Origin of the sequence: Mycobacteroides salmoniphilum, from assembly GCF_004924335.1 — a bacterium.
Classification (GTDB): domain Bacteria; phylum Actinomycetota; class Actinomycetes; order Mycobacteriales; family Mycobacteriaceae; genus Mycobacterium; species Mycobacterium salmoniphilum.
The window spans coordinates 508,014-521,776 of record NZ_CP024633.1 but is presented as its reverse complement, the minus strand read 5'-3'; the positions used below and the strand labels follow the sequence as shown (position 1 = coordinate 521,776).

Here is a 13,763-nt window from a genome sequence, read left to right as displayed (position 1 = left end):
TGGCCTTTCGGGGCGTCATTCTGGGACGATCTTGTTAGAGCATCTAGTGAGGGCCGAGTGAGATACGACACTCTCTAGCCCCATTGAAGCACACGATCAGCGCAGACAAAACGTGGTGCATGGGGGGAGAACACGTTCTCATTGCTTACAGACTGGAACGTGTTCTACCGTGAAGTCAACGTTCAGAGCGCAAAGGAGCAGCTCCATGGGTAATCCGGTCATCGTCGAAGCGACGCGTAGTGCCATCGGCAAACGCGGTGGATGGCTCGCGGGGCTGCATCCCGCCGAGCTTCTCGGCAGCATCCAGAAGTCGGTGATCGCCCGTGCCGGTCTCGATCCCCACGAGGTCGAGCAGGTCATCGGTGGCTGTGTGACCCAGTTCGGTGAGCAGGGCGGGCACATCACCCGGCAGGCATGGCTGCACGCCGGGCTGCCCGAGGCCACCGGCGCAACCACCATCGACTGCCAGTGCGGCAGCGCCCAGCAGGCGAACCACCTCATCGCCGGCCTGATCTACTCCGGTGCCATCGACACCGGCATCGCCTGCGGTATCGAATCGATGAGCCGCGTCCCACTCGGCGCCAACGTCGGCGGCACCGGCATCCCGCGCCCCGCCTCGTGGGATATCGATATGCCCAACCAGTTCGAGGCCGCCGAGCGGATTGCCAAGCGCCGCGGAATCACTCGCGCCGATGTGGACGGTCTCGGGGTGCGTTCGCAGACACTGGCCAAGCAGGCCTGGGCCGAGGGCCGCTTCGATCGTGAGATCACCGCGCTGGACGCCCCTGAGGTGGACAAGGAAGGCAATCTCACCGGCGAGACCTTGACCATCAGCAAGGATCAGGGGCTGCGCGACACCACCCTGGAGTCCCTGGGAAACCTGAAACCCGTTATACCGGAAGGTATTCACACAGCCGGTACCTCTTCGCAGATTTCCGACGGTGCCGCCGCGGTGCTTCTCATGGACGAGGACAAGGCCCGCGCCCTGGGCCTGAAGCCCCGCGCCCGCATCGTGTCGCAGGCCCTCGTCGGCGCCGAGCCCTATTACCACCTGGACGGCCCGGTGCAGTCGACACAGCGCGTGCTGGACCGTGCCGGCATGAAGATCGGCGATATCGATGTTGTCGAGATCAATGAGGCCTTTGCCTCGGTGGTGCTGTCCTGGGCCTCCGTACACAAGCCGGACTTCGACCGCGTGAACGTCAATGGTGGCGCGATCGCCCTGGGCCACCCGGTGGGCAGCACCGGTGCCCGCCTGATCACCACGGCGCTCTACGAGCTCGAACGGACCAACAAGTCAACGGCTTTGATCACCATGTGCGCTGGCGGCGCACTGTCCACCGGCACCATCATCGAGCGGATTTAGCACCTTCGCGAAAGCCCCCGACACCACCGTGTCGGGGGCTTTTTCGTCAGCTGGCCCGCCCGAATCCCGCCGGGCAGAAGTCGACCTCCCAGTGTTTGACACCGTTGAGCCATCCCGACCGCAGCCGCTCCGGTTCCCCGGCAGAGGCGAGATCAGGCAGGTAGTCTGCGATGGCGTTGAACATGAGGTTGATGGTCATGCGCGCCAGATTGGCACCGACACAATAGTGCTCGCCGGTACCGCCGAAGCCGACGTGCGGGTTCGGGGTTCGCATGATGTCGAAGATGAACGGATCCGGAAAGACGTCTTCATCGAAGTTGGCGCTGCGGTACATCATGACCACGCGCTGCCCCTTCTTGATCTGTACATCACCAAGTTCGGTGTCCTGCAACGCTGTCCGCTGAAAGGACGTGACCGGAGTCGCCCACCGTACGATTTCATCGGCGGCCGTCTCGGGACGTTCCTTCTTGTACAGCTCCCACTGCTCCGGGAATTGAGTGAACGCTCGCATGCCGTGTGTGATCGAGTTGCGCGTAGTCTCATTGCCTGCCACCGCCAGCATCATGACAAAGAACCCGAACTCGTCCTCGGAGAGTTTCTGCCCGTCCACATCGGCATTCACCAGCGCCGTGCAGATGTCATCACCCGGCTCGGCAATTTTGCTCGCCGCCATTTGCATGGCGTACGTCAGCAGTTCGACACGCGCAGTCTGCGCATCCTCTTCGGACTCTTCCGACCCCACGAGCATGTTGGACCAGTGAAAGAGCTTTTCCCGCTCCTCCTGAGGCGTGCCCAGCAGACCCGCAAGGGCCTGCAGCGGCAGCTCGCACGCCACGTGTTCGACGAAATCTCCATGCTGTGTCTGCGCCGCCGCCTTCGCGATCGCCTGGGCGCGATCGTTCAGCTCTTCTCTCAGTCTGCCGATCGCACGAGGGGTGAAGCCCTTACTGATGATCTGCCTCAGCCGGGTGTGCCGTGGCGGGTCCATATAAAGCATGACCACATGCGAGGAGGCCTCGATCATCTCGCGCGCAGCGGTGGCCGGATAGCGTGGGAGTGATGTATTCGCCTCGCTCGAGAACACATCGCTGCGTATCGAAACCTCTTTAACATCTTTATGTTTTGTCACCACCCAGAAGCCATCGTCATCGAACCCGGCGACTCCATGCGGTGTTCGGTTCCACCAAACGGGAGCTACGCGGCGCAGCTCGGCGAGCTCGCGCTCGGGGATCCCGCGCACGAAAAGTTCGGGGTCGGTGAAGTCGATACCGTCTGGCAACTGGGGATGTTGGGCCTGTACCACGCTGTACCTCCCGGCCTGTGATGCATTTCACTACTGGCTCTAGTCGCAGTGAAGCACAGAAATCGACCCCAGGACAAGGGTGCGCGGCAGAAAAACCGCAGATCTAGAACATGTTCTAGACGCGTGACAGCTTCGGGACGAAGATCGCCCGGATGTGGTGAATCCGCGGGTCATCCGCCGGAATTTTGAATGTCTCGTCCACTTTGGCGACGACACGCCACCCGGCCACCTTGGCCTTGGTTTCGATGATGAAACTCGCGACGACATTCTCGCCCTCAACACGGAACTGCCGGTTGGAGGCGGCCTCGATCGAGCGGAACTGCGGACCGTTGTTCAGGCTGCGCCGCAAGTGATCTCCGGAGAATCCGGTCTTCACACCCTGCTCGATCCGCACACATTCCGGAGCGAATGGCACCGCGTCCGCCTGATGTGTGACGAGGGCTTCGATGTATGCATTCGCCGCGGCAATACGCACGTCGTCTGAGGCTTCAGGTGTTGACACCCTCGTAGCATAGGGCCATGTCTGATGGTCTACCCGCGAGCGGCTCATCCGCGAACGCGCCCGCCCAGTTGAACTCCGAATTCGCCGGCAAGCTCATCAAGTGGATGACCACAGTCAACGTCTGGCTGTACCAGCGCACCGACGGCCGCCTCGGCGGAAAGTGGCGTGTGGGTGCGGCTTTCCCGTGGGGCATACCGGTGCTACTGCTGACCACCACCGGTCGAAAGACCGGCCAGAAGCGGCTGAGCGCGCTGCTCTATCTAGCCGACGGAGACAGGTTTGTCCTGGTCGCATCGCAAGGCGGACGTGATGCCAACCCGGCGTGGTACCTCAACCTGAAGGCGAATTCTGAAGTCACCGTTCAGATAAAGGGCGATATCCGAGCGATGACGGCGCACACCGCCACCGATGAGGAACGCGCGTACTACTGGCCCAAGCTGGTCGAGCTGTACGCGGACTTCGACACGTACCAGTCGTACACGACCCGCAAGATCCCGGTCGTCATCCTGGAGCGGGCGTAAGTACCGCGACATCCCACCTGGAGCCCTAGGGCCCCATGTCGACACGCCGCGTCGGCGGAGTTAAGACTGGCTGCCGTACACCGGGACCGGCGTGCGCGCCTTGCCGAGCAGGTCGGCGACCACTGGGCCCAATTCACTTGGATCCCAACGAGCTCCCTTATCCACCTGCGGACCGTGCGCCCAGCCTTCGGCGACGCGAATGACGCCCGCTTCGACCTCGAACACCTTCCCTGTGACCTCGCGAGACTCCGGGCTGCCCAGCCACACCACCAGCGGCGAGACGTTCTCCGGCGCCATCGCGTCGAACGCGCCGTCCTCGGGCTTGGCCATGGTCTCGGCGAAGACCGCCTCGGTCATCCGGGTACGCGCGGCTGGAGCGATGGCGTTGACGGTGATGCCATAGCGGCCCATCTCGGCGGCAGCCTGCAGGGTCAAGGTGGCGATACCGGCCTTGGCTGCTGCGTAGTTCCCTTGCCCGACACTGCCTTGCAGCCCGGCGGCGGAGCTGGTGTTGATGATGCGCGCGTCCACCGTGTTGCCGGCCTTGAACTCATCGCGCCAATACGCGGCAGCGTGCCGCAAGGGCGCAAAGTGCCCCTTGAGATGCACGCGGATCACCGCGTCCCACTCCTCCTCGCTCATGTTGGCGAGCATCCGGTCCCGCAGAAACCCGGCGTTGTTGACCAGAACGTCCAGGCGGCCAAAAGAATTGACTGCGGTGTCGATCAGGTTCTTGGCACCGTTCCAGTCGGCGACATCGTCACCATTGGTGACGGCCTCGCCACCCGCGGCCTTGATCTCCTCGACGACTTCCTGTGCCGGGCTGGTGCCCGCCGATCCATCCAGGCCCACACCGATGTCGTTGACAACCACGCGTGCGCCCTCGGCGGCGAACGCCAGCGCGTGCGCACGACCAATACCCCGGCCTGCGCCGGTGATGATGACGACCCGACCGTCGAGCAAACCTGGCATGTTCTATTCCTTTTCGCCGTTCTCATTGCTGTTGACATTTGCGGCGTCGAGAAACGCGGGGCGCTCTCCTCCGCCGTGAACCGTAAGGACCGACCCGGTCACATAGGACGACAAGGGTGAGGCAAGAAATGCTGCGGTCCAACCGATCTCATCGGGGTTGGCAAGACGACCCAGCGGCACCGTCGCACCGACGGAGGCGATCCCGTCTTCGTCGCCATAATGCATTTCTGAGAGCTCGGTGCGGATCATTCCGGCGGCCAGTGCGTTTACCCGCACCTTGGGTGCCCATTCCACGGCCAGGCTCCGGGTAAGACTCTCCAGTCCGGCCTTGGCCGCGCCGTACGCGGCAGTGCCCGGCGAGGGCCGGCTCGCGCTCACGCTGGTGATGTTGACGATGGTGCCGCCGTCGTCCTGCCGCTGCATCACGGCATTGGCACGCTGCGAGACGAGCAGAGCGGCGAGCAAGTTCAGCTCGATGATCTTGCGGTGAAAGTTGTGGCTCGCGTCGGCGGCCAGTGCAAAGGGGGCTCCGCCGGCGTTGTTCACCACGGCATCCAGGCGACCGTGCCCGGACACGATGGAGTTGATGAGCGCGTCCACCGACTCTTCGTCGCGGACATCGCAGGAATGGAATTCGTAGGGGGTCTCACCGGGGCGGCGTGCGCAGGTAATCACCGTCGCGCCGAGCTCGTCGAACACCCGGCTGATCCCGGCACCGACGCCGCGGACACCTCCGGTGACCAGCACGACGCGGCCCTCGAGGCCGAGTTCGTAAGGGGTTCGCACGTGGCTCCTCGTTGTATTCCTGCTGTTTGTCCTGCGCTTTCGAGCCATGGTAGCGTACCAAGCAAGTGCTTGTTTCGGTACCTTGAGGAGTCTCATGGGCATCATCACCGCGACGGTTGAACCGGGCATCGTCACCGTCACCGTCGACTACCCGAAGGTCAATGCCATCCCCTCGCGCGGATGGTTTGAACTGGCCGACGCCATCTTGGCTGCGGGCAATGACCCGTCCACCCATGTGGTGATCCTGCGGGCCGAGGGCCGCGGGTTCAACGCGGGCGCCGACATCAAAGAGATGCAGGCCACCCAAGCCGAGGGTAAGGGCTACACCGCGCTGATCGACACCAACCGCGGCTGTTTCGAGGCCTTCAGCGCGGTGTATCGCTGCAAGGTGCCCGTCATCGCCGCCGTCAACGGTTTCTGCCTCGGCGGTGGAATTGGCTTGGTGGGCAACGCCGATGTGATCGTCGCCTCCGACGATGCGGTGTTCAGCGTGCCGGAGGTGGACCGCGGCGCGCTCGGCACCGCTACCCATCTGCAGCGACTGGTCCCCCAGCATGTCATGCGCCGGATGTTCTATACGGCAGCCAAGATCGATGCAAAGACGTTGCACCACTATGGATCCATCCACGAGGTGGTGCCGCGCGAGGAGCTCGACGAAGCCGCGCTCCGCGTGGCACGCGACATCGCCGCCAAGGACACCCGGGTAATCCGGGCAGCCAAGGAAGCCATCAACTTCATCGACCCGCAGGACGTCGAGTCGAGCTACCGCATGGAACAGGGCTTCACATTCGAGCTCAATCTGGCGGGCGTCGCCGACGAGCACCGTGACGCATTCGTCGAGACCGGAAAGCCGAAGGGACAGTAGCCGATGAGCCGCTTGCGCGAAGAGGAGAAAATATGAGCGACAAACGATCTTCACTCGAGGAGGTCGTCGCCGAGCTGCGCAGCGGCATGACCATCGGCCTCGGTGGCTGGGGTTCACGCCGCAAGCCGATGGCCTTCGTACGTGCGATTCTACGTTCGGATATCAAGGATTTGACGGTCGTGACCTACGGTGGACCGGACTTGGGCCTGCTGTGTTCTGCGGGCAAAGTGAAGAAGGCCTACTACGGCTTCGTCTCCCTGGATTCACCGCCGTTCTATGATCCGTGGTTCGCCAAGGCGCGCACCACAGGTGCGATCGAGTCCCGCGAGATGGATGAGGGCATGATCAAATGCGGTCTGGAGGCTGCCGCCGCCCGACTGCCGTTCCTGCCTATCCGGGCCGGGCTGGGATCCGACGTCATGAACTTCTGGGGCGACGAACTCAAGACCGTCACGTCGCCGTACGCGGACTCGTCGGGACATGCGGAGACCCTGGTCGCGATGCCCGCGCTGAACCTGGATGCCGCGTTCGTGCACCTGAACCTGGGTGATGCCACCGGAAACGCCGCCTACACCGGCGTCGACCCGTACTTCGACGACCTCTACTGCCTGGCCGCTGAGCGCCGCTACCTTTCGGTGGAGAAGATCGTCTCCACCGAGGAGCTGGTGAAAGCCGTTCCTCTGCAATCCCTTCTGCTGAATCGCATGATGGTCGACAAGGTGGTCGAGGCGCCCGGTGGCGCGCACTTCACCATCGGTGCCGCCGATTACGGCCGTGACGAGAAGTTCCAGCGCCACTATGCCGAGGCGGCCGGTGATCCGGAGACCTGGCAGCAGTTCGTCGACACATACCTGTCCGGTTCCGAAGTGGACTACCAGGCAGCCGTCAAGCGCTTTAAGGAGCAGCAGGCATGAGTGAGGCAACCCGCGCCGAGATATGCGCCGTCGCATGCGCCGAGTTGTTCAGGGACGCAGGCGAGATCATGGCCTCCGCGATGTCGACGATGTCCACCGTCGGCGCCCGGCTGGCCCGCCTGACCTTCTCTCCCGATCTGGTGCTCTCCGACGGCGAGGCCGTCCTGATGGCCGAGACACCGGCGATTGGCGGCACCTCTCCGATCGAGGGATGGATGCCCTTCCGCAAGGTGTTCGATGTGGTGGCCTCCGGCCGTCGGCATGTTGTCATGGGCGCCAACCAGATTGACCGCTACGGCAATCAGAACCTCTCTGCGTTCGGGCCACTGCAACAACCCACCCGGCAGATGTTCGGTGTGCGCGGCGCTCCGGGAAACACCATCAACCACGCCACCTCGTACTGGGTGGGTAACCACTCGACGCGGGTCTTCGGCAACTCCGTCGACATCGTGTCCGGCGTCGGATATGACAAGGCCGACCCCGCGAACCCCGCCTTCAAGTACCTCAACGTGTTCCGGGTGATCTCCAACCTGGGTGTGTTCGACTTCAACGGCCCCAACCATGAGATGCAAGCACTGACCCTGCACCCCGGGGTCTCGGCCGAGGACGTCGCGTCCAACACCAGCTTCGAGGTGCACGGTCTGGCCGACGCCGGCCAGACCCGGTTGCCCACCGAGGAAGAGTTGCGGATCATCCGCGAGGTGATTGATCCGAAGTCATTCCGGGACAAGGAAGTCAAGGCGTGAGCGCGCCGGTCCTCAGGACACCGCTGACCGAGCTGGTCGGCATCGACCATCCCGTCGTGCAGACGGGCATGGGCTGGGTGGCGGGGCCGCGCCTGGTTGCCGCCACCTCCAACGCCGGCGGTCTGGGCATTCTCGCCTCGGCGACCATGACACTGGAGGAACTGGTCACGGCGGTCGCGAAGACGAAGTCGCTGACCGATAGGCCGTTCGGTGTGAACATTCGCGCCGACGCCGGTGACGCCACGGAGCGCATCGATCTGCTGATCCGCGAGAAGGTCAGGGTCGCCTCGTTTGCGCTGGCACCCAAGCAGGATCTGATCGCGAAACTGAAAGACAATGGCGTCGTGGTGGTTCCATCCATCGGCGCGGCCAAGCATGCCAAGAAGGTCGCGGCGTGGGGCGCCGACGCCGTGATCGTGCAGGGCGGCGAGGGCGGTGGACACACCGGTCCGGTCGCGACAACCCTGCTGTTGCCCTCGGTGCTCGACGCGGTCAAGGACACCGGAATGCCGGTCATTGCCGCCGGCGGATTCTTCGACGGGCGTGGCCTCGCGGCAGCGCTGTCCTACGGCGCGGCCGGTGTCGCCATGGGCACCCGATTCCTGCTGACCTCCGATAGCAGCGTGCCGGATGCCGTCAAGCAGCGCTACCTGGCCTCCGATCTCGGCGGGACCGTGGTATCGACTCGCGTTGACGGCATGCCGCACCGGGTGTTGCGTACCGAGCTGGTGGAGAAGCTCGAAAGCGGTTCTCGGGTGCGCGGTTTTAGCGCCGCGATCCTGAACGCGGCCAAGTTCAAGAAGATGACGGGCATGACCTGGCGGTCCATGGTCAAGGACGGCCTGGCGATGCGCCACGGCAAGGAGCTCACCTGGTCACAGGTGCTCATGGCGGCGAACACCCCGATGCTGCTGAAAGCCGGCCTCGTCGAAGGAAATGCCGGCGCCGGTGTTCTCGCCTCTGGTCAGGTCGCCGGCATCCTCGATGACCTGCCGAGCTGCCAGGAGCTGATCGACGCGATCGTCACCGAAGCCGTCGCGCACCTCACGGCAGCGAACGCCACCATTATCTAGGTGCTTCTCCCCAGCTGATTCCTGTCCGACCGACAGCTGATTCACAGACTGCAGGAGAACTCTGGACGTATGACGTTCCGAAAGTTCACCTTCTCGACAGCTGCCTGTTGTTTGGCGGCGGGAGCGGCGATCATGCTCGCGCCCCTCGCCGCCGCCGATAACGACCAGCCGTCCGTCCCCAACCATGGGATTCACACCCCGAAGCAGGGCTCCATGGAGTTACCCACAGACCGCGGCCGCAGCCACGTATTGCGGCAAGACCAATCCGTGGGAGGCGCAAATCCCGGCGTGCCGTACGGAACCGATCCGTACGTGCCGGACCACGCAACTGATATCGGTGGAGCCGATCCGTCCACTCCACTGGGCACCGATCCTGATGTGCCCTACGGAACGTGGGCTCAGGACTAGTCGCCCGGCAGAGCAGGCCCCGGTAAGGCTGGAGGGGCCTGCTCCGGGATCCCCGAGTCGGATGGCTGCGATCGAATGAACTCGGCAGGCCCCGGGGCATTGAACATGCCCGTGTTGTCCCGCTTGCTCAACCAATCCCAGGCCTGGCCCATCCACATCGGGTCTTGCGGCAGGTCAGACATCTGCGGATTGAAGGGCAAACTGCCGCCCGGCAATCCGGGAATGCTGCAAACCTCCGGTGGACACGGCTCGGCAGATGCGGGGGCGCCGCTCGCGATGACGCCCAACGCCATCGCGGCCGCGCCGATCAGGATTCCAGCACGCATTCCCTGAGGCTACGCCTCGGATGCACGACGGCGAGAACGATCAGAGGCGCTCGATGATGGTGACGTTGGCAGTGCCGCCGCCCTCACACATCGTCTGCAGGCCGTACTTGCCTCCGGTGCGCTCCAGCTCATTGAGCATGGTGGCGAACAACTTGGCGCCGGTGGCCCCCAAGGGATGACCCAGCGCGATAGCGCCGCCGTTGGGATTGACCTTCTTCAGATCGACGTCCAACTCCTTGGCCCATGCCAACACCACGGGGGCGAAGGCCTCGTTGATCTCGACGACGTCGATATCGTCCATCGTCAGACCGGTCTTGGCCAGCGCGTACTTGGTGGCGGGGATGGGGCCGGTCAGCATGAACACCGGGTCATCACCGCGGGCGCTGATGTGATGGATGCGGGCACGCGGCTTGAGGCCATGCGCCTTCACCGCGCCTTCCGAGGCGACCAGGGTGGCGCTGCCGCCGTCGGAGATCTGACTGGCCAGTGCGGCGGTGAGGCGCCCACCCTCGACCAGGGTCTTGAGCCCCGCCATCTTCTCCAGCGTGCTCTCGCGCGGCCCCTCGTCGACCCGGAAGTCGCCGACCGGGATGATCTCATTGTCAAAGTGTCCGTTGCGAATAGCGGCAAATGCCCGCTCATGGCTGGAGAGTGCGAACTGCTCCATCTCCTCGCGGCTGATGTCCCACTTCTCGGCGATCATCTCGGCGCCGCGGAACTGGGAGATTTCCTGGTCGCCGTAGCGGTGCAGCCAGCCCTCGGATTCGGCTGTGGGCGAAGTGAATCCGTACTCCTTGCCGACAATCATCGCCGCCGAGATCGGAATCTGGCTCATGTTCTGGAAACCACCGGCCACGATCAGGTCGGCGGTACCGGACATAACAGCCTGCGCGGCAAAGGAAATGGCCTGCTGGCTCGATCCACACTGACGGTCGACGGTGCAGCCCGGCACCTCCTCCGGGTATCCACCGGCCAGCCATGCCAAGCGTCCGGCATTGCCTGCCTGTCCGCCGATGGCGTCCAGCACACCCATGATCACGTCGTCGATAGCGTCGGGGTCGACGTCGACGCGGTCGAAGAGTCCCTTGAAGGTGGCCGCACCCAGATCCAGCGGGTGCACCGTGGACAGCGATCCGTTGCGCTTACCGACAGCGGTACGCACAGCGTCGATGATGTACGCCTCAGGCATGGTGAATCTCCTTTGTCAATTCGGGTGACTAAACGGCGTTGTTCGTGGTGATTCCGCCGAGGACTATCGAGAGGTACTGTTCGGCGACTTCCTGCGCCGTGCGTGAACCACCAGGCCGGAACCAGCGCACCGAAACCCACGTCGCGTCGCGAATAAACCGGTACACCACGGCCACATCGAGATCCGGGCGGAAGTAGCCCTGAGCAATGCCGTCACGCAGCACTTCCAGCCAGAGCTCACGCTGCTCGGTGTTGAGCTCGTTCAGATAGGCGAACCGCTCCTGCGACAGCAGTCTGGGCGCCTCCGCCTGGTAGATGGCGACCTGCGCGTGCTTGGTTTCGATCGCGTCGAACGAGGCCAGGAACAGGCCCTTGAGGGTGTCGACAGGGTTCAGGTTGGCCGCCGCGATTTCGCGGTACCGCGTGAACAGTCCCTCGAGGAAGTCGCGGAGCAGCTCGTCCACGATCGCTTCTTTGGAGTCGAAGTGGTGATAGAGGCTGCCGGACAGGATTCCCGCCGCATCGGCGATATCACGCACCGTGGTAGCGCGCAGACCGCGTTCGGCGAACATGGCGGCCGCAAGGCTCAGCAGCTCGTCACGCCGAGACGGCTGCGATGAGCCGCTTGCGCGAAGAGCGTCGGGCTCTCGCACTTCTGCCACGTTGTCCACCTCCCCACTGTATCAACCAAGCGCTTGTTTGGTCACCGTTGAGTGCGCTTCATGGCGCATGTCACGCCCGCTGGCTGGACACCGAGATGACCTCGCCGGTCAGGTAGCTCGAGTAATCGCTGGCCAGGAAGGCAATGGTGGAAGCGATCTCCCACGGCTCTGCAGCACGACCGAACGCCTCATCGGAGGACAGCTTGTCCAGTAGATCCGAGGAAGTCACCTTGTCGAGGAATTTGTGCCGGGCAATGCTCGGGGCGACGGCATTGATGCGCACACCATGCTCGACGGCCTCGATGGCACTGCACCGGGTGAGCGCCATGACGCCGGCCTTCGCGGCGGCGTAGTGCGACTGTCCGTACTGCGCGCGCCAGCCCAACACACTCGCGTTGTTGACGATGACGCCGCCGTGGCCGGCCTCACGGAAGTACCGCAGCGCCGCACGGGTCGCGCGGAAGGTGGAGGTCAGGGTGACGTCGAGAACCCGGTCCCACTGCTCGTCGGTCATATCGGCGACGGGAGTCTCGCCACCGAGCCCCGCATTGTTCACCAACACATCGATACGGCCTAGGGCAGCAACAGATTCGGTGATCAGCGCATCCACGGCTTCGGTGGAGGTGACATCACAGACCACCGCGGCCACCTTGCCCAGCCCGAGCGCCGCAAGCTCGTCACGGGTCTCGGTGAGTCGACGCTCGTGATAGTCGGAGACGACGACGTCGGCCCCCTCGGCCAGGGCACGGCGCGCGGTGGAAGATCCAATACCGGTGCCCGCCGCGGCGGTGATGATAACCGCCTTGCCCTTCAGAAGTCCGTGCCCGGCAATCTCTTCCGGTGCCTGCGACAAGCTCACTAGCGCGCCTCTCTGGGTAAACCGAGCACCCGCTCGGAAATAATGTTGCGTTGGATCTCGTTGGAGCCGCCATAGATCGTGTCGGCGCGCGAGAAGAGGAACAGTCGCTGCCACTCGTCCATCTCGCCGTCATCGGTCAACAGAGTCGACTTTCCGATGATCTCCATCGCAAGCTCTCCCAAATCGCGATGCCAGTTGGCCCACAACAGCTTTGATACATTGTCCTGACCGGGGCGCTCCTCGTCCATGGTGGCCAGCGCGTAGGCACGCATGGTGCGAAGCCCTACGTAGGCCTGGGCAAGGCGCTCCCGGATCGCCGGATCATCCGCCGAGCCATTGGACTTGGCGAGCCCCGCCAGCCGGGAAAGTTCACGGGCATAGGTGATCTGGTTACCCAGCGTCGAGACACCGCGTTCGAAGGTCAGGGTGCCCATGGCCACCCGCCAACCATCGCCGGGCTCTCCCACCACCAGATCGGCGCCAGTACGCGCATTGTCAAAGAACACCTCATTGAACTCCGAGGTGCTGGTCAGCTGGATGATCGGCCGAATCTCGACCCCCGGCTGATCAAGGGGTACAAGCAGATACGACAGGCCATGATGACGCGCCGATCCGGGTTCGGTACGCGCGATCACGAAGCACCACTGCGACTGCAGGGCCAGCGAGGTCCACACCTTCTGCCCGTTGATCACCCACTCGTCACCATCGAGCACCGCGGTGGTAGATACATTCGCCAGGTCCGATCCCGCGCCAGGTTCCGAATAGCCCTGACACCACAGCTCCGTGACATCGCGGATGGCCGGAAGGAAGCGCTGCTGCTGTTCGGGGGTGCCGTAGGCGATGAGCGTAGGACCAAGCAGCTCCTCGCCCAGGTGGTTCACCTTGTGCGGCGCCTCGGCGCGCGCGTACTCCTCGTAGAAGATGACGCGCTGACTCACGGTGGCTCCGCGTCCCCCATGCTCGACGGGCCAGCCCAGGCAGGTCCAGCCTGCGGCAGCCAGGTGGCGGTTCCAGGCAAGGCGCTCTTCGAAGGCCTCATGCTCGCTGCCGGGGCCACCAAGGCCCTTCAGTTCTGCGAACTCACCGACCAGGTTCTCGGCCAGCCATTCCCGGATCTCGGCACGCACTTCATCGTCTGGTCTTCGCGCGAGCGACTCATCCCCATCATCGGAGATCTCCGATAACGGACGCTCGGAAGCCGCTTGGAACTCACCCACACCTGTAGGCTAACCTACCAAGCACTTGCTTGTTATTGGAAGGTGGGTCGGACGC

General features: G+C 63.8%; 16 protein-coding genes. 7 read left to right on the top strand and 9 right to left on the bottom strand.

The features are described from left to right. Positions 1-205: 205 nt before the first annotated feature. Complete coding sequence (locus DSM43276_RS02635) at positions 206-1,366, top strand: steroid 3-ketoacyl-CoA thiolase (RefSeq protein WP_078331259.1); 1,161 nt, start codon at positions 206-208, stop codon at positions 1,364-1,366. Between the two features lie 46 nt (positions 1,367-1,412). Here the strand turns inward: DSM43276_RS02635 and DSM43276_RS02630 are convergent, their stop codons facing one another. Both DSM43276_RS02630 and DSM43276_RS02625 read right to left on the bottom strand, forming a co-directional pair. After that, positions 1,413-2,669 carry a cytochrome P450 gene (locus DSM43276_RS02630; RefSeq protein ID WP_078331260.1) on the bottom strand — a complete coding sequence of 419 codons (1,257 nt, stop codon included), beginning with the start codon at positions 2,667-2,669 and terminating at the stop codon, positions 1,413-1,415. A 115-nt stretch (positions 2,670-2,784) separates the two neighbouring features. After that, positions 2,785-3,171 carry a DUF8021 domain-containing protein gene (locus tag DSM43276_RS02625; protein ID WP_078331261.1) on the bottom strand — a complete coding sequence of 129 codons (387 nt, stop codon included), beginning with the start codon at positions 3,169-3,171 and terminating at the stop codon, positions 2,785-2,787. Positions 3,172-3,188: 17 nt separating this feature from the next. Here DSM43276_RS02625 and DSM43276_RS02620 point away from each other — a divergent pair, with 17 nt between their 5' ends. Continuing rightward, positions 3,189-3,692, top strand: a complete 504-nt coding sequence (locus DSM43276_RS02620; protein ID WP_078331262.1) for a nitroreductase family deazaflavin-dependent oxidoreductase — start codon at positions 3,189-3,191, stop codon at positions 3,690-3,692. A 60-nt stretch (positions 3,693-3,752) separates the two neighbouring features. Here DSM43276_RS02620 and DSM43276_RS02615 read toward each other — a convergent pair whose 3' ends face one another. Continuing rightward, positions 3,753-4,664, bottom strand: a complete 912-nt coding sequence (locus tag DSM43276_RS02615) for an SDR family oxidoreductase (RefSeq protein WP_078331263.1) — start codon at positions 4,662-4,664, stop codon at positions 3,753-3,755. A 3-nt stretch (positions 4,665-4,667) separates the two neighbouring features. Next, positions 4,668-5,450, bottom strand: coding sequence for an SDR family oxidoreductase (locus tag DSM43276_RS02610; protein ID WP_078331264.1), 783 nt, complete (start codon positions 5,448-5,450; stop codon positions 4,668-4,670). Between the two features lie 94 nt (positions 5,451-5,544). Here DSM43276_RS02610 and DSM43276_RS02605 point away from each other — a divergent pair, with 94 nt between their 5' ends. The 5 genes from DSM43276_RS02605 (at position 5,545) to DSM43276_RS02585 (ending at position 9,456) form a co-directional block, all read left to right on the top strand. Further along, positions 5,545-6,315, top strand: a complete 771-nt coding sequence (locus DSM43276_RS02605; protein WP_078313182.1) for an enoyl-CoA hydratase family protein — start codon at positions 5,545-5,547, stop codon at positions 6,313-6,315. Positions 6,316-6,347: 32 nt separating this feature from the next. Continuing rightward, positions 6,348-7,229, top strand: a complete 882-nt coding sequence (locus tag DSM43276_RS02600) for a CoA transferase subunit A (RefSeq protein WP_078331265.1) — start codon at positions 6,348-6,350, stop codon at positions 7,227-7,229. Continuing rightward, on the top strand, positions 7,226-7,975 hold the full coding sequence (locus DSM43276_RS02595; protein WP_078331266.1) for a CoA-transferase subunit beta: 750 nt from the start codon (positions 7,226-7,228) through the stop codon (positions 7,973-7,975). The genes DSM43276_RS02600 and DSM43276_RS02595 overlap by 4 nt, the downstream gene beginning before the upstream one ends. Next, a complete protein-coding gene (gene ipdC / locus DSM43276_RS02590; protein ID WP_078331267.1) occupies positions 7,972-9,048 on the top strand; it encodes a (3aS,4S,5R,7aS)-5-hydroxy-7a-methyl-1-oxo-octahydro-1H-indene-4-carboxyl-CoA dehydrogenase in 1,077 nt (358 codons plus the stop codon). The genes DSM43276_RS02595 and ipdC overlap by 4 nt, the downstream gene beginning before the upstream one ends. A 69-nt stretch (positions 9,049-9,117) precedes the next feature. Then, a complete protein-coding gene (locus DSM43276_RS02585) occupies positions 9,118-9,456 on the top strand; it encodes a hypothetical protein (protein ID WP_078331268.1) in 339 nt (112 codons plus the stop codon). On the opposite strand, the gene DSM43276_RS02580 is transcribed toward DSM43276_RS02585, so the two are convergent. The 5 genes from DSM43276_RS02580 to ipdE1 all read right to left on the bottom strand — a co-directional run bounded on the left by DSM43276_RS02580 (position 9,453) and on the right by ipdE1 (position 13,666). Then, positions 9,453-9,782: a hypothetical protein gene (locus tag DSM43276_RS02580; RefSeq protein ID WP_234803114.1), complete on the bottom strand. Its 330-nt coding sequence runs from the start codon at positions 9,780-9,782 to the stop codon at positions 9,453-9,455. The two genes, DSM43276_RS02585 and DSM43276_RS02580, sit on opposite strands and share 4 nt — an antisense overlap. 40 nt (positions 9,783-9,822) lie before the next feature. Then, on the bottom strand, positions 9,823-10,971 hold the full coding sequence (gene fadA6, locus DSM43276_RS02575; RefSeq protein WP_078331269.1) for a steroid 3-ketoacyl-CoA thiolase FadA6: 1,149 nt from the start codon (positions 10,969-10,971) through the stop codon (positions 9,823-9,825). A gap of 28 nt (positions 10,972-10,999) precedes the next feature. Continuing rightward, positions 11,000-11,632, bottom strand: a complete 633-nt coding sequence (locus tag DSM43276_RS02570) for a TetR/AcrR family transcriptional regulator (RefSeq protein ID WP_169053026.1) — start codon at positions 11,630-11,632, stop codon at positions 11,000-11,002. Positions 11,633-11,702: 70 nt separating this feature from the next. Continuing rightward, positions 11,703-12,491, bottom strand: a complete 789-nt coding sequence (ipdF, locus tag DSM43276_RS02565; protein WP_078331271.1) for a (5R,7aS)-5-hydroxy-7a-methyl-1-oxo-2,3,5,6,7,7a-hexahydro-1H-indene-carboxyl-CoA reductase — start codon at positions 12,489-12,491, stop codon at positions 11,703-11,705. Beyond that, complete coding sequence (gene ipdE1, locus DSM43276_RS02560; protein WP_078331311.1) at positions 12,491-13,666, bottom strand: acyl-CoA dehydrogenase IpdE1; 1,176 nt, start codon at positions 13,664-13,666, stop codon at positions 12,491-12,493. Before ipdE1 ends, ipdF begins: the two co-directional genes overlap by 1 nt. Between the last annotated feature and the right edge of the window lie 97 nt (positions 13,667-13,763).